Below are 20,945 nucleotides of genomic sequence, written 5' to 3'. Positions count from 1 at the left end.
TAATCGGACTGGGAGCTTTTCTAATACATCGTTTCTAAAGGGGAGTGTATAACATGAAAGTAAAAGGAAAAGTATGGTCAATGTTCATGCTGCTGCTTATTACAGTAGTAGTGACTGCAGGGTGCGGCAACAAAGCGAACAACGAGGGACAAGGTGGCAATACAGCTGGCGGCACGGAAACTAGCACCCCAACTACAAAAAATGATAAAGACATTGTAATTGCCATCAATTCTAACTTTATTACGCTGGACCCTCATAACGCTAGCGATACACATTCAATAAGCGCTGCCAGAACGATGTACGAAGGTCTAATGGGTTTTGATGAGAATATGAATGTAGTTCCTGTTCTTGCCACAAGCCATTCCATAAGTGATGACGGTTTGGTCTACACGTTCAACTTGCAAGAGAATGTTAAATTCCAAGACGGCACTGACTTTAATGCTGAAGCGGTTAAAGTAAACATCGCCCGTATTCAAGATGAGAAGAATAATCTGAGACTGCGCAAAAGCTTCGCAAAGGTAGCTAAAGTGGAGACTCCTGATGCTAAAACCGTGGTTATTACACTGAGTGAGCCGTACAACGCCTTTTTAAATAAGGTTGCCATGGCGCCGATCATTAGCCCGAAAGCTCTGACAGAAAACGGTGCCGATATTTCAAAAATGCCTGTAGGTACTGGTCCATTTAAGTTCAAAGAGTGGGTACAAGGTGATCGTCTAGTTGTTGAGAAGAATCCGGATTACTGGCAAAAAGACTTGCCGAAAGTGGATAGCATAACCTTCAGACCCGTACCAGAGAATGGATCGCGGATTGCGATGCTAAAAACTGGTGAGGCTGACTTCATTTATCCTATGCCAACCGAGCAAGTATCCGAGGTTGAAGGTCTTGAAGGAATTACTGTAGATACGATCGATTCAACCATTGTTCGTTATGTAACTTTGAATACGATGAAGAAACCTTTCGATGATGTTAAAGTACGTCAAGCCATTAACTATGCTATCAACAAAGATGCTTATATCAAGGTTGTGAAATCGGGTCTCGGCGCTAAGCTTGATTCCACAATGTCCTCCAAAACACAATATTACTCCCAACAAACAGGTTATGACTATGACATTGAAAAAGCTAAACAATTGCTTGCTGAAGCGGGATATCCTGACGGATTCGAAACCGAAATCTGGGGAGAAAACGAATCCGAAACGATGAAGGGTATGCAATTTATTCAACAACAGCTAGCGCTTGTAGGCATTAAGGTAGAAGTGAAGTCTATGGAGGGCGGTACATTGTCCGACCAAATTAACTCTGCGAAAACGCCTGAAGAAGCAAAAATTCAAATGTGGTATGTCAGCTGGTCTCCATCCTCCGGTGATGCAGATGGCGCAACTAGAGGTTTGTTCAGTAGTGAAATGTTCCCACCTGCAGGCTCGAATACAGCTTATTACAAAAATGAAAATGTAGATAAATGGATTGCTGAGGCGAATAAAGCGGTTGATCCTGAAGCGGCTAAATCCATTTATGCCAATATTCAAAAAACAGTATGGGAAGATGCTCCGTGGGCCTTCATGGGCGTTGACCAAATTATTTCTGGCAAAAGATCTTATTTGGAAGGTGTAAAAGTCTTCCCGGACGGTTCCATAAATGTCCTCAATGCAGAAGTAAAATAATGATGTAAAACAAAAGTAAGATTAATATCCCAAGAATTGAACGAGGCCGCTTCTATAGAATGGTAGGAAGCGGCCTCACTAAATCATTTGTCGATACTGAAGGGGGCTTATGAGTTGGGTAGATATGCTTTACAAAGACTCCTCGGGGTTATTCCGCTGTTGTTCATTGTATCGGTACTAGTCTTTTTGTTTATTCACTTAATTCCGGGTGATCCGGCCCGACTTATTGCGGGTAAGGACGCCACACTTGAAGAGATTCATGGCATTCAAGAGCAACTGGGTCTCAATCTGCCCTTGTGGAAACAATACATAAACTACATGGGTGATCTACTAAGTGGTAATCTAGGTAATTCGATCCGTTCAGGGATTCCGGTCACTGATATGCTGGAGAGCAGAATCATGCCTACTTTATGGCTAACATTTCTAAGTATGGCTTGGGCACTTGTCATTGGTCTTCTAATCGGTGTTATTTCGGCGGTTTACCGCAATAAATGGCCGGATCATTTAGGTACATTGACAGCTATTTCAGGGATGTCTGTTCCTGGATTCTGGTTAGGTTTAGTACTCATTCAAATTTTCTCGGTAGAGCTGGGCTGGTTTCCGACCGGCGGTGTAGATTCCTGGAAATCCTATATTCTTCCTTCCATTACACTTGGAATGGGGATTATGTCGATGTTGGCCCGTTACTCACGGTCATCGATGCTAGAAACGTTACGGGAGGATTATATCCGTACTGGACGTGCGAAAGGCTTACGCGAGTATGTTGTTATCAGTAGACATGCGTTGCGCAATTCTCTTATTCAGGTCGTTACTGTAGCTGGACTTCAATTTGGGTTCTTGCTTGGTGGCTCGGTAATGGTTGAGACAGTATTCAGTATTCCTGGTCTTGGTAGACTGCTGGTAGATTCCATTTTGTTCCGGGATTATACGGTTATTCAAGCTTTGCTGCTGCTGTTTTCAACACAATTTATCCTTATCAATTTAATTGTAGATTTATTGTATGGCGTACTCAATCCGAAAATCAGGTTTTCTCAGTAGCTAGATTGCTACAGAGAAACAATACGATAGTTTTATTTAGGGAGAATTTAGGATTAGGAGGGATATCATGAGCGACAATTCGGCAGTTATGGGAACTAATTCTCCTATACCCGGAGAGGTAATAGCCCCGGAGAAAACGAAAGGCCGCGCGGGTGTTTTTATTCGCAAGTTCAGCAAACAAAAGATGCCCCTATTGGCTGCATTTTTTGTCATATTGCTTTTTTTGATTGCAATATTCGGGCCTTTTCTGACCCCGTATAATCCTGAAGCTACGAATTACGACGCACTAATGGAGGGACCCTCTGCCGCGCACTGGGCAGGAACGGATGAATATGGCCGTGATATTCTAAGCCGTTTAATTGACGGAACAAGGTTGACTTTAGCGGTCAGTCTAAGTTCCGTATTAATTGCGGGTGTACTTGGAACCATTCTTGGTCTTGTCAGTGGATATTATGGCGGTTGGCTGGATCGGATTATTATGCGGGGGAGTGATGTACTGTTCTCATTCCCGGATTTACTGCTTGCCATTGGGATTGTCGCCATACTCGGGCCTGGTTTATCTAACGTTGTCATTGCCGTTGCAGTCTTCGGCACACCATCGTTTGCCCGAATTATTAGGAGCGTTACATTGTCTGCGAAGGAAACATTGTTTGTTGAAGCCGCCCGTTCTATGGGTGCGAAGAATCGCCGAATTATTTGGAGACATATTTTTCCGGAAACAGTTCCTAGCATTATTGTTAATCTATCCATGAAGATTGGCGGGGCAATCTTGGCCGCTGCGTCACTGAGCTTTCTAGGCATGGGCGCGAAGCCAACAGAGCCCGATTGGGGCGCGATGCTAAGTATGGGCCGTGATTATTTAAGTATCGCTCCGCATATCGTGTATTTTCCGGGGATCGCTATCTTTTTGACTGTACTTGCATTTAACCTGGTCGGGGACGGACTGCGCGATGCTCTTGATCCCAAAATGAAAAACTAAGGAGGGACAAGACATGACTCAAAATTTGCTGGAAGTACAAGGGCTGAAAACGGAGTTCAAACGCGGCGATGGAAGTATAACGGCCGTTGCAGGTGTTGACTTTGTGATTAAGAAAGGTGAAGTGCTGGGTCTAGTTGGAGAATCCGGCTGTGGCAAAAGTGTAACCTCACTGTCCATTATGCGGCTGCTTAAGGATACGCCAGGTAGAATCTCCGGTGGCTCTGTTCGCTTTGAGGGGACTGATCTGACGAAAGTAACGGATAAAGAGATGCGTCAGATCCGTGGAAATGATATGGCGATGATTTTTCAGGAGCCGATGACTTCGCTTAATCCTGTGCTGAAGATTGGTTTGCAATTGATGGAGCCGATCATGCTGCATTTGGGCTATGGCCGGAAGAAAGCTCGTGAGCATGCCATTCATATGTTGCGTCTTGTGGGTATCCCACGTGCGGAAGAATTGGTGGATGATTATCCGCATCAGCTCTCTGGTGGTATGAGGCAGCGTGTCATGATTGCGATGGCGATGTCTTGTCACCCGAAGCTGCTGATTGCAGATGAACCGACAACGGCGCTGGATGTAACGATTCAAGCACAGATCCTTGATCTAATGAAGCATCTGAAAGAAGAACAGGATATGGGAATGCTGCTCATTACCCATGACCTTGGGGTAGTAGCCGAACTATGCGACCGTGTAGTTGTTATGTATGCTGGTCGTGTAGTAGAAGAAGCTTCCGTACAAGAACTCTTTGCAAGACCGCAGCATCCATATACGAAGGGATTAATTCAATCCGTTCCGAAGCTGCGCCAGAATGTACGCCGTTTGGACTCTATTAAAGGAAATGTACCTGACCTTTCACAAATGCCAGCAGGTTGTAAATTTGCCCCACGCTGCGAGTTTGTCACAGAGCGTTGTCTCACGCAGGAGCCTGAGTTACTTCCGATTGAGGGACTTGAGCGAAAGAGTCGTTGTTGGCTTACACAGCAGGAGAACATGGAAGGAGGGGAACGTTTGTGAAGGAGACTCCACTAATTGAAGTTAAAAGCCTGAAGAAGTTTTTTTCAGTGAAGAAGGGCTTTTTCGGAACTACAAGATATTTGCACGCAGTTGATGGGATCTCATTCGCTATACGTAAAGGAGAAACGTTCAGCCTTGTGGGTGAGAGTGGCTGTGGTAAATCCACTACAGGTAGACTTGTGACTCGCTTGCTGGAACCAAATGACGGTGAAGTGTGGTTTAAGGGTCAAAATATTAGCCATATTTCAGACAATCAAATGCGGCCTATTCGTAAAGATATGCAGATGGTGTTCCAAGATCCCTATGCTTCACTTAATCCACGGATGAAGGTGAAGGATCTTGTCGCTGAACCGCTGCTCATTCATACAAAGCTATCCTCCAAAGAACGGGATAAACTAGCATGTGAGCTGCTAGAGACAGTAGGACTGAACAGTTTCCATGCCGAGCGCTTCGCTTTTGAATTCAGCGGTGGACAGCGCCAACGGATTGGAATCGCCCGAGCATTGTCTGTTCGACCAAGCTTAATCGTGGCGGATGAGCCCGTGTCTGCACTGGATGTATCGATTCAGTCACAAGTGCTGAATCTATTGCAGGATCTGCAGGAAGAGTATGGTCTGACCTATTTATTCATTTCTCATGATCTAAGTGTTGTTGAACATATCAGTGATCGAATCGGTGTCATGTATCTTGGTTCCCTCGTAGAGACGGCGGATAAAGATACTTTGTATGATCGTCCAATGCATCCTTACACGCAAGCGTTGCTATCTTCTGTACCTGTACCCGATCCTACCTTAAAGAAGGAACGCATTATTCTGAAGGGAGATCTCCCAAGTCCGGTTGATCCACCGTCGGGATGCCGTTTTCATACAAGATGTCCTTCCTGTATGGAAATCTGTAAGCAGCATGTACCAATATTCCGAGAAGTTGAACCAGGTCATGAGGTTGCGTGCCATTTATTTGATGAAGAAATGCTGAAATTAGAGCGATAACGGAAATTGTGAGATAACTTTACGGAAAAGAAGGGACAGCGATGAATATCTTATTCGATTCCGCTAACGTGGCGGATACTATTGTCTATTTAGCTTATGACGAGGAGTCATTTCCTTTTAAACTGGGAGCGGCTCACAAACAGTGCAGCAGTGTGACTTGGTTACATGCCCGCACTGAGGAAGAGTCTGACGTATTAGCGGTAGGCATGGGAAAGCGCAAGGATATTACGCTTGAGAAGATTCGCCGAGCAGGAGGAGCTGCTGCTCGTTCTATCTTGAAAGAAAGACGCAGCAGTGCATCACTAGTGAGATTAGCCTCTGAGGCTGTAAATAGGAACAGTGATATTTCTGCTGCTGATGAATTACAAGCTTGGATGGAAGGCTGGATTCTCGGGTTGTACCGTTTCCAAACTTATCGCGGAACGACCAAGGTTGAAGGCTCTGTTGATTTACAGCTTCAATCCTTAGATTGGCCTGAACTGTCTTCTGTTGAAATAGAAGCTGTACGGGTTTCTGCACAGATACGTGCTGAAGGAGCAATCGTTGCTCGTGATCTTGTGAATGAAGTGCCCGGGACACTAAACCCTGATCGTTTCGCGGAATGGATGGCTGAATTTTTTGACCGTGATGATGCTGCATTAAAAGTTCATATCTATCGAGGGCAGGAGCTTGTGGATCTTCAGATGAATGGACTGATCTCTGTTGGAGCAGGGAGCAAGCATTCTCCAGCTCTGGTTGAAATTCGTTACGAGAGCAACCCTGAATTACCGATGTTAGCACTGGTAGGTAAAGGTGTAACCTTTGACTTAGGTGGCATGAACGTGAAGACAGCCAGTGATATTAGCGATGCACGCATGGATATGGGCGGTGCGGCTGCTGTAATTGGGGCTATGGATATTTTGATACGGAAGCGTGCCAATGTAAATGTGACTGCACTTATTCCGGTTGTTGATAATGTGCCGGATGCTGAGGCGATGTTGCCTTCATCTGTTATCCGCTACCCTAACGGGTTAACCGTTCAGGTTGCAAATACAGATGGTGAGGGTCGACTTATCATAGCGGATGCGCTTATTCATGCCGCGAATATCGGAGCGAACCAAGCGATCGATATCGCTACCCTAACTGGAAATGTCGGTGCGGCGCTGGGATTAGGTATCGCAGGTATATGGGGCGATGCTGATATAACGCAGAGCCTGGTAGAGATTGGTGAGCGAAATGGGGAACGCTTGTGGCCCATGCCGCTAATGGATGAATATGAAGCAGATTTGCGGAGTAATTACGCTGATCTGCGCAATGTTAGTACGTCCCCATTTGCAGGTGCGATAACAGCAGCCCTATTTATTCGGCGCTTTGTAGCAGAGTCGATGAGCTGGGTTCATATTGATATGGCAGGGACGGTACAGTACAAGCAGGATGTGGGGTATTCAGAAGCTGGAGCGACGGGATATGGTGCACGCCTGCTCGCCGATTATGTCATGAAGCAAATACATCAATAACAACTGGAAGAGTGGGGGGAAGTTATGAGATTGGAAGTCATCGCTACTTGTATGGATGATGCTCTGACGGCTGAGGCGAATGGGGCAGATCGCCTTGAGCTCATTACTGCCATTACAGAAGGTGGATTAACACCGGGAATAGGATTGGTGGAGCAAGTAGCCAAATCGGTTCGTATTCCTGTCTTTGTTATGATCCGTCCACACAGTAGATCATTTAACTATTCCAAGTATGATATTTTGACTATGGCCTCAGAAATCAGACAGATTGCAGCCAGCGGTGCGTCGGGGGTTGTTCTCGGCGCACTAACAGAGGAAGGAACGATCGATGAGCGAGCGCTTGAAACATTATTACCGTTGACAGATGGCTTACAAGTAACCTTCCATCGTGCTTTTGATGAGCTGGAGGATCAAATTGCAGGTTATCGAACGCTTTGTAATTATCCGCAAATCACACGTATTCTTACCTCTGCTGGACCTGGTCCAGCACCTGATGCCATTCCCGCTATGCGTAGGCTAGTAGAGGAATCTAGAGGTAGTTCGATTAATATATTGGCTGGAAGCGGTCTGAAGCCAGAAGGTATTACATCCTTTATTCAACAGACAGGAGTCACGGAAGTACATTTTGGATCGGCTGTTCGTTATGGCAAAGACGCTTTGTCTCCAATCGATCCAGTAGCCCTGCGGGCGTTAGCTGAGAATATTCATTCTAACGGCTAATATTTGATGGTGAAAAGGTGAATGGTTATGCATAAGGTAGATAGTTACGTAGTTGGAATTGATTTAGGTGGGACAAAAATTGCCGCAGCATTATTCGATTCAAAAGGTGTTTTGTTGAATCGAGAGTTGATGGAGACGGCCGGAGCACGCACTGCGGAAGAGGTAGTACAGCGAATGATCGGAATGATACGTTCCGTTTCTGAAGGACGACCGCTAATTGGGGTTGGACTTGCTTCTCCCGGAGCAGTGAACAGCCAGGATGGAATTGTTATTCACGGTACCAATCTTCCTGAATGGGACAATGTTCCACTGAAGCGTTGGATGGAGTCAGAACTTGGTGTTGAAGTGAAAGTGGTAAACGATGCGAATGCTGCAGCTTGGGGCGAGTATGTAAGAGGAGCTGGCAAAGGTTCAAACAACATGGTATATGTTACCTTCAGCACAGGAATTGGAGCTGGCATTGTCATGGATGGTGAGCTATTGCTCGGCACGAACTCATTTGCAGGAGAACTCGGTCATAATATTATTGACCCGAGCGGAACGGAATGTAGCTGTGGAAGATATGGATGCTGGGAAGTATTTGCTTCGGGTACAGCGATTCGGGACATGGCACTGCGGAGGATGGAGAGCGGAACGTCGATGATTACAGAGCTGGCTAATAGAAGTGGTGAAAAGATTAATTCTCGACACGTCTTCGAAGCGATGGCACTAAAAGATCCGGTAGCTGTCGAGGTGATTGAGCGAACAATTCATTATATGGCGATTGGATTAGCTAACGCGGTACATACGTTTAATCCAGATCGCATTGTAATTGGTGGAGGCGTAAGCAAAGCTGGTGAACTACTGTTTCCGGCGCTGAGAGAGAAAACAGAGGAACTTGTCATGAAGCCGTATAAAGGAACTTATACTATTGAGTCAGCAGGTCTGAGGGATGATGTAGGTCTTATAGGCGCTGCGGCATTATTTCATACCGTCTAGATGATGGTAACTGTTTATCAAAGCTATCGAAAACGGAGGGGCTGAAGAGAGATGGGTACAAGAGAAGAAAGAACGAGATGGTTCTTGCAGGATAGATTCGGCATGTTCATTCATTGGGGATTATATTCAATTCCTGCACGAGGTGAGTGGATACGTGGGAACGAGCGAATGAGTAGAGAGCACTACATGACGTATTTCGATGAATTTGACGCATCTCGATATGACCCGAAGAAGTGGGCCAGCGCAGCAAAAGCAGCGGGGCAGAAGTATGCGGTTCTTACGACCAAGCACCACGACGGATTCTGCTTGTTTGATAGTAAGCTAACTGATTTCAAGGCGACTAACACGCCCGCTGGACGTGATCTTGTACGAGAATATGTAGACGCTTTCCGGGCAGAGGGTATTGCTGTAGGTTTGTACTACTCTATTATTGATTGGCATCATGATGATTACCCTGGATATGGTGATAAAGCGCATCCGGATCGGGACAATGAAGCGGCCAAAGACAAGCCGATTGATTTTGATAGATATTTGGAGTATATGCATGGACAAGTGAAGGAACTGTTGACGAATTACGGCAAAATCGACATCATGTGGTTTGACTTCTCCTACGATAATATGACCGGAGAGAAATGGAAAGCAACGGAGCTAATCCGTATGATTCGCTCTATCCAGCCGGATATTATTATCGACAATCGTTTGGGTGGGAATATCCGCGCGGCCGAGCCAGAAGAATATGCTGGAGATTTCTTCTCTCCAGAGCAAATCATTCCTCCTGGCGGCATCGTTGACGTGAATGGTCAATCGATCCCTTGGGAAGCATGTATTACGCTAAACGATAACTGGGGTTATCATTCCGAAGATAAAAATTATAAATCAACCCAGCAGGTCATTCGCTCGATGGTTGAATGTATCAGTAAGAACGGTAACCTGCTTCTTAACATTGGTCCAGATGCCAAAGGTGAAATGACAAGGGAATCGCTTGTCATCCTTGATGAAGTGGGCGAGTGGATGCGTCTGAACGGTGATAGTATTTATGGCTGCGGTAGTTCTTTGCTTGCTAAGCCGGAGTGGGGCCGTTATACGCAAAAAGGGAATAAGTTGTATGCACATGTCTACGATCGTGGAATTGGTCCGATCTATTTCCAAGGCTTGAAGGGGAAGATTAAGAAGGCTAGATTACTACGAGATGGCACCGAATTGAAGGTAGAAGCACCTTGGATGGCTGAAGAATATTCAGATGTTAACGGTGGAGCGTTTATTACATTAAAAGGGGCCAAACTGCCCGACGAAATGGATACGGTTATTGAGCTAGAACTTTTTAATTAATACAGATAGAGTGTCCCAAAAGTCATGAATGGCTGCTGGGGCACTCTATTGTCTTTCGATATCGGACCTGATAGACCCCATTAACGTCATTTGAGTCCAAAACTATTAGTGGAGGATGATACTGTTAAAAAAGGAGTCTAATGTCTACAATCACCGAGCAGTGATATTGCATTAATAGATAAAATATTAAATTCTAGCCTTACGGAAGCCTTCGTATATATTGAGAGCTGCAACTAAAATGAACAAGGAAATTCCACCGCCGACTAGCCCGGTTTTAAATTGATTCGTCGTAATGTTAAATAGATCAGACATATACGTTATGAATTCTTGGTTGAATACATTTGGATTCCGTAGGATGATAGCGAATACAATGATCACAAGGAGCTCGAGAGCTGTAGCACATAATGCCAATCCCTTTGTCCATTGTTTCTTAATTAATTTATAAATAGCTAATGCGGCTTCAAATCCGATCACTACAAGAACAATAGGCCAATACTGAAGTAATACATCCTGATTAAAAACGGGTGCGACAAAATCAAGTACACCTGTACCCCCTTTATATACACCGATCAAATGCTCAGCATTAAAATATAAGGTAGCCCATATCGCAATCCAGAAAAAACTACTGAATACTTCAAAATTCTTAATCGCTTTTTTCTTATGAATAGGAGTGATGTCCTTCAAATCATCAGGTGTCCATTTGCTCATTTTTGTTGTGAAGGGGTGTTTCTCTTTTCCGTTATCCGTTCGTTCGATGATAGCAAAAACTATAGTTATCCAAAAAAAGACTTGGATTCCTACCTCAAGGATACTAGCAATACCTTTGCTTATAACAGTCGTAACAATCCCCGCCACTGATTGATCGCCGCTATACCCGATCAGATATTCGGCAGTCATCGCGATTAAAGAAACCACTACAGCAATCGGTATTATCATTTTTAATAAGGTAAGATATAACTCATAATAACGTGGTCCGATGAGATGCATGGGCTGGTCGCGATATTCACTGGCTAATACTGCAGGATTCCCCAACTTAGCAAGTACAGCCTTGACCTCTTGTTCATCAGGATCATCCGGTAACATATCCTCTATGGTTGATCGTAATTCGAGAGCGATATCCTCCCGAGTTTGTTCTGGTAGCCTCCGAGTCACTTCATGGATGTAAATCTCAATCAGCTTCATGGTCATCCTCCCCTTGTAATAGGCCGTAGAGTTCTTTCGAATTCTTAAGCCATTCTTCCTTTAGCTGCAAAAAAATTTCTACGCCATAGTCACTTAAGACATAATACTTACGGGGTCTGCTCTCGGATGTGTCCCAGCTACTCGTCACTAGTTCCTGTTTCTCTAATCGGCGAAGCAATGGATACAAGGTGCTTTGATCAATAGCGATGCTGGATTCCTCCAGTAATTGAACGAGCGAGTATCCATACTGTGGTGTTCGTAATTGACTTAAAACAGCTAGTGTTAACGTACCTCTCCTAAGCTCTGTAATTAAGGAGTTTAATAAAGTACTCATTCACCCACCTCATTATATTTCTCATTTAAATACTTGCCGCCATTGAAAGGATACTAATAATGATATTAATGTATGTCATACAGTATATGTTTTATACTATGTATCATACACTATTGTTGCTACAGTATCAATTGAATTAGAATATTCTTCTAGGAAATAACAAGAAAATTTTACTAATCAATCAAAAAAAGTAAAGGGAGGGTGGAATGAAATGGATTCTTTCTATAAAGACATACCGAAAGCCGCTACATGGGTAAGTGTTGAGCCTGTTCATAAAGGTTGGTCAAAGGATAAGAAATACTACATAAAGACCAATAGTGGCAGCGAACTTTTGCTGAGAACATCAGATATTTCTCAATATGATCAGAAAAAGCGGGAATACGAAGCAATTCTACGGCTAGTTGATCAAGATATTTTGATGTCAAGGCCGCTACAGTTTGGGGTATGCAATGGTGGTCAGAGTGTATATTCCTTATTGACTTGGATTGATGGGGAGGATGCGGAAAAGATTATCCCTACGCTAAGTGTAGAAGAGCAATATCAATTGGGTGTGAAAGCGGGACAATACTTACAATCTATACATCAAATGCCTGCGGGGAAAGATCAAGTGCCGTGGGCTGATTATTATAATCGGAAGATCGATAAATACATTACCAACTATAAAGCATGCGGCATTGTTCTAAAGGGAGAAGATCAAGTCATTCAATTTATAGAGGCGAATCGATACTTACTTGACGGACGCCCTCAAACTTTTCAGCATGGTGACTACCATGTGGGAAATATGATCGTTACGAAGTCGGGGGATTTGGGGATTATTGATTTCAACAGGTTTGATGATGGTGATCCGTGGGAGGAATTTAATCGAATTCCATTTTGTGCGATGATAAGTGCAGAGTTCGCTTCGGGTCGTATTCATGGATATTTTAATAACAATGTCCCGGACTTGTTCTTTAAAATGATGGCTTTATATATTGCTAGCAACCAGATATCAAGCATTCATTGGGCCATTCCATTTGGGAAAGAGGACGTTGCTGATATGCTGAGCAGGGCGGAAAGTGTTCTGAAGTGGTATGATGATTTTCAAACCTATATTCCAAATTGGTATTTGGCAAGCAAGTAGGATTCCTGCTATGCTTGACTCCTTGTCAGTTTACTAGTATACTCATATTAACAAATCAAATCACAAACAAAATAAACAAATGATGGGCGTGACCAAATGAGGAATAATGGTTTCACTGAAGATAACCAGTTAAGCTTATTGATCTGGTTACGGCTGGTAAGGGTATATGAGAATAGTAACGATCTTTCTAATGAGTTCTTGAAACAATTTGGCTTAACTGTCAATCAGTTCGATACATTGGTACAAATATTAATACATCAACCTGTGACACAGATGGAGATCGCCGAGCACCTAACCATTACTAAAGGCGGAGTATCGCATATGTTAGGCCGATTAGAGAAGGAAGAGTTCATTGAACGCAAACAGGATTGGAAAGTGAAGTACATTACTTTAACGGAAAAGGGTCAAACACTTATCGAGAAGGTGTTGCCTTTGCAATCAGACTTCCAAGCTTCGTTATTCGATCCATTGACTGACGAGGAGAAGAAAGTATTTTACAGTATGCTTAAGAAAATTCATCGGCATAGTCAAGATGTGAATCGGCTCCCGCGAGGGGTCCAGTAGTAATGACAAGCTTTATTAATCATAAAGCTTACTTTTTTTCTTATCAGTATACTAGTAAACTTAAATTCAATATAATTCAACTAGGAGGTTTTTAAAATGAAACAACAACCCATAAACGGACAACATCATGTATCCATGATTACTAAAGACGCTAAACAAAACTTGTGGTTTTATACAGAGGTACTGGGCCTCAGACTTGTAAAGAAAACAGTCAATCAGGACGATCCTTCCATGTACCATCTTTTTTACGGCAATCGCAATGGCGCTCCAGGCACCGAGGTATCTTTCTTTGAAATGCCAAATGCAGGTCGGACTCGCAAAGGGACGAACAGTATTAGTTCTTTCTCCCTTCTTGTTCCTAGTGATGAAGCCTTGTCATATTGGGCTAGTCGATTAGATTCTTTTGAAGTACCTCATGAAGCTATTGTAAGTATAGGGGAGCGCAAGTCGCTTACTTTTTATGATAGGGATGAATTGATGGTCCATCTGGTATCTGCTGAAAAAGATAACGGAATCGAGCTCGTTGAACCGTGGATTACAGAAGATATCCCTCCAAAGTATGCCATCGTGGGGTTAGGACCCGTTGAATTGACTGTACGTGAAGCTAGCCGAACAAAAGCGGTTTTGGAAGATATTTTAGGCTATACACAAGTTCGGACAGTGCCTTCCATGGGTGATCCGAAGGCTATGGTGGATATTTATGAAACAGATAAGGGTGGCTTGTACACTGAACTTCACCTCAAAGAAATTAATGACAAAGATCGGGAGAGACCAGGTAGAGGCAGTATTCATCATGTGGCTATTAGAGTGAAGGATGTTGAAGAATTAACCGAATGGGCCGCCAAAATCACTGCTGCAGGGTTTGAAAATACGGGGGTCATTGATCGTTATTACTTCCATTCCTTGTATTTCCGGGATCCGAACCATATTCTCTTTGAGCTTGCTACAGATGGCCCAGGATTTGAGATTGATGAAGCTTTTGATGCACTAGGAGAGAATTTGACCTTACCTTCATTTCTGGAAGAACGTCGTGAAGAGATTGAATCGAAGCTTCATCCTATCCGTTAAACTTAATACAGCTATGAAAAGAGGACATTATCATGATGGAACAATATAGAATCGATGAGAGAAAAGGGTTGGAGCTAGGTTTATACACGTTAGGTGATCACACCACAGACGCCTTAACTGGTAAAGAAATTAGTGAACGACAACGGATTCAAGAGATCGTATCTGCTGCCAAATTAGCTGAGGATGCTGGATTAGATGTATTTGGAGTAGGTGAGAGTCATCAACCGAAATTCATTACCTCTGCAGCCTCGGTTGTCCTTGGAGCCATAGCAAATGCTACCGAGCGTATAAAGCTTGTAAGTTCAGCCACTGTGCTAAGCACTGCAGATCCTGTACGTGTATATGAGGACTTCGCAACTTTGGATTTGTTATCCGGCGGTAGAGCAGAGATTGTTGCTGGACGCGGATCGCGTCTTGGTGCTTATGAACTCTTTGGTTATGACGTAAGAGATTACGAAGAATTATTTGAAGAGAAAATTGAATTACTTATGAAAATAAATGAGTCTGATCGTATCACGTGGGAAGGGAAATACCGCCCTGCTTTAAATGATATGGAAATATTCCCTAAACCTTTGAATGGCAAATTGCCAATCTGGCGAGCCGTTGGAGGTCCCCCAGCAAGTGCAATTAAAGCAGGAAGAATGGGGATTCCGATGATGCTGACCACCCTTGGCGGCCCGTCATCTGCTTTTAAGGGTTCGGTGGACGCGTATCGTATGGTTGCAGCACAATCAGGATTTAATCCAGCGGAGCTTCCAGTCAGCACTACTTCATTAATGTATATTGATCCGGACTCACAAAAAGCATTCCGCAATTACTATCCTTATCTCAATCACTTGATGAAAGAGCTTCGCGGATCGAGTTATCCGAAGGATCAATTTGCGGAAGCGATAAGTGTGAGAAATGCACTGCTTGTGGGTAGTCCACAACAAATTGTAGAGAAGATCCTCTATCAGCATGAGATGTACGGGCATAACCGTTTTCTAGCTCAAATTGATGTTGGTGGGTTACCTTATCCTCAAGTGGAACAAATTATTGACTTGTTCGCATCTGAAGTAGCACCAGCCGTAAGACGCGCTACAGCTAAGAAATAAGAAAGAGGGGTTATGATGAAGATCATTGGGATATCAGGGTCTATTGTTGGATCGAAGACAAGAATCGCTGTACAGCAAGCACTTAATAATATTATAGAAAAGCATCCGGATTTCGAAGTAGAACTCATTGATCTAGGCGATTATATATCATCGGAACCCCTGTTTTTCAAGCTTCGATCCCGGGAACACTTAAGAACTTATTTGATTTACTTCCGGTTAATGGGTTCAAGGAAAAAGTTATCGGAATTGTGGTTACAGCTGGCTCTTCCAAACATTATTTAGTAGCAGAACAGCAGTTGAAACCGATTCTCTCATATATGAGAGCGGTGGTGGTTCCTAAGTATGTTTTTATTGAAGAGAAGCAATATGATCGGAAAATAATTGTGGATGATGATATTCTTTTTAGACTGAATCGACTAGCTAACGAATTGGTGAATACTACTAAAGCGATGCAGGTTGTGAAGAAAGAAGAAGAAGCAGCGTTTTTCTTTTAAAAATGTGTAATATAAAAGAGCAATTCAACCATTACGTTGAACTTCGTGCAACAGAATGGATCCGAAAAAAAGCGGATCTAAATTCTGTTGCATTTTTTACAAATGAATGTGGCTTGAAACTCTTTTTAATCTCGTCATTCAATGGAATCAATAGTAATATCGAACATAGGCATGAGGCATGAACTTAACCATTTTGTTAAATAACTGGAAGTATATAATTAAGGTTTCATTTATGAACAGGAGGAACGATGTGATTAATAACCGTATTGCCAATAGCAGGTTGTATAATCAAATAATTTCAGGATCTTTACATCACACACCAGAGCAGGTTGTGAAAAAAATGGGGGCTATGCAAGCGCAAGATTATATGCAGGCGGTTTGGGCTATCGGATTACGTTCTCCAGCTTCGAAATTAGCAGATGTTGAGCGTGCAATTGTTGAGCGGAAGATTATTCTTACTTGGACGCTGCGGGGTACGCTTCATTTCGTCCCAGCAGAAGATGTGAAGTGGATGCTTCAGCTATCTGCACCGCGTTTAGCATCACAGACAAAGCGGCGAATGGTGGAGCTCGGACTTGATGATCAAACACTTGAGATCTGTAGGGAAATTATTGTCGATGCTTTAAAGGGCGGGAAGCAAATGGATCGTTCGGTCCTACTTTCAGCTAATAGAAGAGGAAGGTATCCACACTGGGAATCAACGCGGTTATCATATGCTCTGGAATTGCGCCTATCAAGGGTTAATTTGTTTTGGACCGATGAATGGTAAACAGCAAACGATTGTGTTATTAGAGGAGTGGGTGCCGGATTGCCGAGAGCTATCCTACGAAGGAGCATTGCAAGAACTCGCCTTACGGTATTTTACTGCCCGTGGATTGGCGACCGTTCAAGACTTCGCTTGGTGGGCAGGTATAACTCTTACAGATGCTAGACGTGGGTTAGAATCTGTGAATAATGAACTTCAATCGGAGGATATAAACGGCGGCGAGTATTGGATGACTTCCCATCGACCAGCTCCTGCGGATGAAGATTCTGGAGTCTATTTACTACCGGGTTTTGATGAGTACATCCTTGGATATAAAGACCGGAGCGCTGTACTTGAGCCAGAGTCGGCTCCTTTGATTGTCCCTGGAAATAACGGTGTTTTCCTGCCGATGATTGTTGTAGGTGGCCAAGTTGTAGGTACATGGAAACGAACAATGAAGAAAAAAGGGGTTGAGATTGTCATCCATCCTTTTGGAGAGCTTGGGAATGCTAAAGAAGCGGTGTTTAAAGCTGCTGAAAAATATGCTACATTTATTGACCTACCGATACTCAATATAAGTGTGTACTCTCCATTGACATGAGGACAATTGTTCTATGGAATAAACTTGAGTAAATTCAAATATCGTTCAGGGATGAATATCATGTTCATGAATGAGGACGAGTTAATAAGCTTTATTGATCAAGCGAAGACGAATACATAGGCTATAGGGGACCGTCACATCACAGAATGAACAATTAATAATGTAACCCGGCGGGCGCGGCCTGCCGGGTTTATTTTACATACATTTATTTGATCATATGAACTAGATTCGTCTAGCTAATTCTGCACCCTCCCAAATCGCATTAAGCGCTCTGCGAGCTTGCACAGCGTCACCAATTACATGATAAGGAATGGCACTTTCCTCCAAGAAGTCCTGAAGGGTTTGCTTGTTGAGGGCACGTGAACCTACTGCAATTACTACATAATCGGCTGGCAAGCTATGAAGCTCCCCATCTTTTTCAACCAGTACACTATCCTTGTGGATCGCCATACACTTACTGTTAGTCATTAATGTAACGCCATGGCCATAGAGACTTTCCATTACACAGATTTTACGAAGGATTCCCAGATCATTTGCTACATCGGCTTGCATTTCAACAACAGTGATTTGATTTCCACGTTCAACCAGCAGCTCAGCGACCTCAAGACCGACTAATCCCCCTCCAATAATAACGACTCGACCTTCAGGATGGGCTGTTCCCCATAATACATCATGTGAATTCACAACATGACCACTCAGAACGCCTTCTACTGGAGGAATAACAGGGGCGGAGCCGATTGCAAGAATGACTTCATCCGGACTAATTTCTTGGATAAGTGCTGGAGTAACCTCTGTATTCATTCGAATTTCCACACCTTCACGTTTAGCGGCTTCTCCCATATTTAGAGCGGCGGCGGCCATTTCTTCTTTACGCGGTGCAGCTCCGGCGATATAAAGCTGTCCGCCAAGAATGTCATTCTTTTCGCATAATATCGGAGAATGCCCACGCCGTTTCAAGGTGACTGCTGCTTCTAATCCGGCTGGTCCACCACCAGCAATAAGCACTTTCTTAGGCGTGCCCGCCCGTTGCAATTCATATTCACTTTCCCGTCCGGTTGCAGGATTAAATACACAGCTGATGAAAGGCACTTTCGGATTCACGAATCCATCGAAGCAGCCTTGATCACAGCCCACACATTTAACAATCGTGTCCGCACGTCCAGCTAATGCTTTATTACAGAATTCAGGATCTGCCAATTGAGCGCGGCCTATGGCTACGAAATCAGCCAGTCCTTCGGCAATAATCCGATCCGCAATCGCTGGATCATTAATACGTCCTACGGCGATAACTGGGATGCTAACCACGGATTTAATTTGTGCGGCATTATCTACATTGAAGCCTACGGGTAGATCAATTGGAGGTACTTCATATTTAATAGCTGTGCCTGCTGGAACGCCACGCGATACATTAATCGCATCAATACCAGCTTCCTCAGCCAGCTTCGAGAAGAGCTTCATATCTTCCAGTGTTAGTCCGCCCGGTAGATCCTCGATCGCTGAGATTCTCATCAAGATAGGGAACCCGGGTCCAACCGCTTCTCGAATGGCACGGATACACGCGAGCGGAAAGCGACAGCGATTCTCCCAAGAACCCCCGTACTCATCCTGACGGAAATTCATAGCTGGGCTTAGAAATTGTTGCGGCAAATAACCATGACCGGCATGGAATTCCACACTGTCAAAACCAGCTTTTTTCGCACGTGAAGCAGCCTCTGCGTAAGCTTGAACCATCTCGCTAACTTCGTGAAGCTCGAGCTCCCGGGGAATATGAGTGACACCCTCGAAAGGAACAGGAGAGGAGGAGACTTGAATCAAGTTAGGAGTTACTTTCCCTCCATGCCATAACTGAAGACAGCTTTTGCCACCTGCATCACGAATAGCTTGAGCTAATAGGGTCATGCCAGGAATGAATTTATCATCATAAATGGCTGGAGCATCATCAGAAGCAGCCGTTGGGTGAATAGTTGTTACTTCAACTGTATTTAAGCCGTTACCGCCTTTTGCGCGTGCAACATGGTAATCAATCAAGCGTTCGCTGACATAACCACCCGGAGCGTTCATTTTTGTTCCCATGGCAGGTAAAATGACCCGGTTCTTGAGCTCCATATTTCCGATCGTACCTTTGCTGAACAAATGTGCGAATTCCATGAAATAACTTCCTCTCTACACTTAGGTTAAAAATAACTAGGTTATTTTAACCTATATTATCGAATGGGGTGATAAAAGTATGTGCATAAAATCACGAAGTATTTGGCACAAATGCAATCCTTGAGGTAATATAAGAAAATGACCGGAAATGAAGTCCGGTAGTTCGGAGGATGAACATGGATATTGAAGTCTTGATTCTGGCTCAATTAATGAAAGGGTCAAAGCATGGTTATGAGATTAAAAAAAACATTATTTTCGTAATGGGTAACGATAAAATCGTTAATAATAATTCGCTGTATCCGAAGCTGAAATTGTTTGAAAAGCGAGGTTGGGTAATTAAGAAAACGGAAATGCAGGAAAACCGGCCTAAACGGTATGTGTATTCGATCACAGCCGAGGGTGAGGAGCGGTTTCATATCTGCTTGAACGAATTTACGCTGGAGACTATTCGTATTGATAATGAATGGTCTATTCGTCTTGCTTATTATGAGCTACTGGATCAGGAGGCCCGCCGAAGATTACTTGATTACAGAGAGACTTACATGAAAGAGAAGCTGGAACATTTACAACAGCTATCCCTAGTGCTTGGGAACGGTGAAGATTTGGTTTACTCTGAAGAGCTATATTTTTATACCCGTAGTATGGTATTACATGAGCTAGAGTTAATTCATATGCTTTCCCATAAACTGGACTCCTTGGATAAGCATTGATCCGTATGACAGATATCTTACATACACACCTCGATAACATTGTGAATGAATGGTACATTTGATATTGGGATAGAAGGGGGCTTTCCATGAGAAAAGAATACTTATTAACCCTTAGTCTTGTGTTTCTGTTTATTTTCCCAGCTTGCGATCGAGAACAGGCCAGCGATACTGTAATTAAGGAAGTAACGGTTACATCTAAAGGGAGAGTAATTCAATCTATCGTGATGCCACTTGACAAGAACACTGATTTAGAAGAAGCTAGTGCATCTTTCCAAAGCCTTACGGCTGACCGGGATGTTTCAATTCCCTATGTGAAGCTTGGAGAAATCATACAAATCGAATTTAGCGATACAGCTCCAGACAGCTACAATTTGACAGAATATATTTTGAGAGATGATGGCACTTTTAAGTATAAAAAAGAAACAGCAACGCCGGTAACTGTTGAATTTGAGGATAAGACAGCTACTTTTAAGCTCGATTCGAATATGGCGTCTTTTCTTAGTTCAGATAGTAAGGATTATGAAGCAGGGGCAACTATAAGGGGATTTCGACTGACAGGTGAGTGGGTAGACCAGACCAAGGAAATCACGTTTGTTGTTCGGACAGATGCTAAGTAGTTGTGGAGATCATAGAGTGTAAGGGAAAACCTAGGATTGTGGTTCATCAATGAAAAAAGACTAACCAGA

At 43.5% G+C, this 20,945-nt stretch carries 20 protein-coding genes and 1 pseudogene; 18 read left to right on the top strand and 3 right to left on the bottom strand.

Going from position 1 to position 20,945, the window contains the following annotated elements:
• Window positions 1-53 precede the first annotated feature (53 nt).
• From ACN6MV_RS20360 to ACN6MV_RS20320, 9 genes are all read left to right on the top strand, one after another.
• Complete coding sequence (locus ACN6MV_RS20360; RefSeq protein ID WP_042129332.1) at window positions 54-1,658, top strand: glutathione ABC transporter substrate-binding protein; 1,605 nt, start codon at window positions 54-56, stop codon at window positions 1,656-1,658.
• Between the two features lie 114 nt (window positions 1,659-1,772).
• Window positions 1,773-2,696: an ABC transporter permease subunit gene (locus ACN6MV_RS20355; RefSeq protein ID WP_042129331.1), complete on the top strand. Its 924-nt coding sequence runs from the start codon at window positions 1,773-1,775 to the stop codon at window positions 2,694-2,696.
• Between the two features lie 67 nt (window positions 2,697-2,763).
• Window positions 2,764-3,675, top strand: coding sequence for an ABC transporter permease (locus ACN6MV_RS20350; RefSeq protein ID WP_042129329.1), 912 nt, complete (start codon window positions 2,764-2,766; stop codon window positions 3,673-3,675).
• A 13-nt stretch (window positions 3,676-3,688) separates the two neighbouring features.
• Window positions 3,689-4,690, top strand: a complete 1,002-nt coding sequence (locus ACN6MV_RS20345; RefSeq protein WP_339287351.1) for an ABC transporter ATP-binding protein — start codon at window positions 3,689-3,691, stop codon at window positions 4,688-4,690.
• Window positions 4,687-5,679 (top strand): ABC transporter ATP-binding protein, encoded by a 993-nt coding sequence (locus ACN6MV_RS20340; protein ID WP_042129325.1) that lies wholly within the window; start codon window positions 4,687-4,689, stop codon window positions 5,677-5,679. Before ACN6MV_RS20345 ends, ACN6MV_RS20340 begins: the two co-directional genes overlap by 4 nt.
• A 41-nt stretch (window positions 5,680-5,720) precedes the next feature.
• Complete coding sequence (locus tag ACN6MV_RS20335) at window positions 5,721-7,175, top strand: leucyl aminopeptidase family protein (protein WP_042129323.1); 1,455 nt, start codon at window positions 5,721-5,723, stop codon at window positions 7,173-7,175.
• A gap of 24 nt (window positions 7,176-7,199) precedes the next feature.
• The gene (locus ACN6MV_RS20330) at window positions 7,200-7,892 is read left to right on the top strand and encodes a copper homeostasis protein CutC (protein WP_042129321.1); all 693 of its coding nucleotides are present in this window, start codon (window positions 7,200-7,202) and stop codon (window positions 7,890-7,892) included.
• A 27-nt stretch (window positions 7,893-7,919) separates the two neighbouring features.
• Window positions 7,920-8,870: an ROK family protein gene (locus ACN6MV_RS20325; RefSeq protein ID WP_156114832.1), complete on the top strand. Its 951-nt coding sequence runs from the start codon at window positions 7,920-7,922 to the stop codon at window positions 8,868-8,870.
• A gap of 51 nt (window positions 8,871-8,921) precedes the next feature.
• Window positions 8,922-10,199, top strand: a complete 1,278-nt coding sequence (locus ACN6MV_RS20320; RefSeq protein WP_042129318.1) for an alpha-L-fucosidase — start codon at window positions 8,922-8,924, stop codon at window positions 10,197-10,199.
• 186 nt (window positions 10,200-10,385) lie between these two features.
• Here the strand turns inward: ACN6MV_RS20320 and ACN6MV_RS20315 are convergent, their stop codons facing one another.
• Together ACN6MV_RS20315 and ACN6MV_RS20310 are read right to left on the bottom strand one after the other, a co-directional pair.
• Window positions 10,386-11,381: an HAAS signaling domain-containing protein gene (locus tag ACN6MV_RS20315; protein ID WP_042129316.1), complete on the bottom strand. Its 996-nt coding sequence runs from the start codon at window positions 11,379-11,381 to the stop codon at window positions 10,386-10,388.
• Complete coding sequence (locus ACN6MV_RS20310; protein ID WP_042129314.1) at window positions 11,368-11,715, bottom strand: PadR family transcriptional regulator; 348 nt, start codon at window positions 11,713-11,715, stop codon at window positions 11,368-11,370. The genes ACN6MV_RS20315 and ACN6MV_RS20310 overlap by 14 nt, the downstream gene beginning before the upstream one ends.
• A gap of 211 nt (window positions 11,716-11,926) precedes the next feature.
• On the opposite strand from ACN6MV_RS20310, the gene ACN6MV_RS20305 reads away from it, so the two are divergent.
• The 7 genes and pseudogenes from ACN6MV_RS20305 to ACN6MV_RS20275 all read left to right on the top strand — a co-directional run bounded on the left by ACN6MV_RS20305 (window position 11,927) and on the right by ACN6MV_RS20275 (window position 17,401).
• Window positions 11,927-12,835: an aminoglycoside phosphotransferase family protein gene (locus ACN6MV_RS20305; protein ID WP_419884726.1), complete on the top strand. Its 909-nt coding sequence runs from the start codon at window positions 11,927-11,929 to the stop codon at window positions 12,833-12,835.
• Between the two features lie 96 nt (window positions 12,836-12,931).
• Complete coding sequence (locus ACN6MV_RS20300) at window positions 12,932-13,399, top strand: MarR family winged helix-turn-helix transcriptional regulator (RefSeq protein ID WP_042129310.1); 468 nt, start codon at window positions 12,932-12,934, stop codon at window positions 13,397-13,399.
• 96 nt (window positions 13,400-13,495) lie between these two features.
• Window positions 13,496-14,467, top strand: coding sequence for a ring-cleaving dioxygenase (locus ACN6MV_RS20295; protein WP_419884725.1), 972 nt, complete (start codon window positions 13,496-13,498; stop codon window positions 14,465-14,467).
• Window positions 14,468-14,499: 32 nt separating this feature from the next.
• The gene (locus ACN6MV_RS20290; RefSeq protein ID WP_419884724.1) at window positions 14,500-15,561 is read left to right on the top strand and encodes an LLM class flavin-dependent oxidoreductase; all 1,062 of its coding nucleotides are present in this window, start codon (window positions 14,500-14,502) and stop codon (window positions 15,559-15,561) included.
• 12 nt (window positions 15,562-15,573) lie between these two features.
• Window positions 15,574-16,055 (top strand): annotated as a pseudogene (locus ACN6MV_RS20285) (NADPH-dependent FMN reductase).
• Window positions 16,056-16,305: 250 nt separating this feature from the next.
• Window positions 16,306-16,824 (top strand): DNA glycosylase AlkZ-like family protein, encoded by a 519-nt coding sequence (locus ACN6MV_RS20280; protein ID WP_419884723.1) that lies wholly within the window; start codon window positions 16,306-16,308, stop codon window positions 16,822-16,824.
• Window positions 16,769-17,401: a winged helix DNA-binding domain-containing protein gene (locus tag ACN6MV_RS20275; RefSeq protein WP_419884722.1), complete on the top strand. Its 633-nt coding sequence runs from the start codon at window positions 16,769-16,771 to the stop codon at window positions 17,399-17,401. Before ACN6MV_RS20280 ends, ACN6MV_RS20275 begins: the two co-directional genes overlap by 56 nt.
• Window positions 17,402-17,623: 222 nt before the next feature.
• Here ACN6MV_RS20275 and ACN6MV_RS20270 read toward each other — a convergent pair whose 3' ends face one another.
• Window positions 17,624-19,549: an FAD-dependent oxidoreductase gene (locus tag ACN6MV_RS20270; RefSeq protein WP_419884721.1), complete on the bottom strand. Its 1,926-nt coding sequence runs from the start codon at window positions 19,547-19,549 to the stop codon at window positions 17,624-17,626.
• A gap of 176 nt (window positions 19,550-19,725) precedes the next feature.
• On the opposite strand from ACN6MV_RS20270, the gene ACN6MV_RS20265 reads away from it, so the two are divergent.
• Both ACN6MV_RS20265 and ACN6MV_RS20260 read left to right on the top strand, forming a co-directional pair.
• Window positions 19,726-20,259, top strand: a complete 534-nt coding sequence (locus tag ACN6MV_RS20265) for a PadR family transcriptional regulator (RefSeq protein WP_076120734.1) — start codon at window positions 19,726-19,728, stop codon at window positions 20,257-20,259.
• An 86-nt stretch (window positions 20,260-20,345) separates the two neighbouring features.
• Entirely contained in the window at window positions 20,346-20,876 is a 531-nt protein-coding gene (locus ACN6MV_RS20260; RefSeq protein ID WP_339287345.1) for a hypothetical protein, read from the top strand.
• The last annotated feature ends 69 nt before the right edge of the window (window positions 20,877-20,945 follow it).

Origin of the sequence: Paenibacillus sp. B-A-8, from assembly GCF_048572915.1 — a bacterium.
Lineage (GTDB): Bacteria > Bacillota > Bacilli > Paenibacillales > Paenibacillaceae > Paenibacillus_AQ.
The sequence above is the reverse complement of the archived record's forward strand: the minus strand, read 5'-3'. Positions and strand labels throughout refer to the sequence as shown.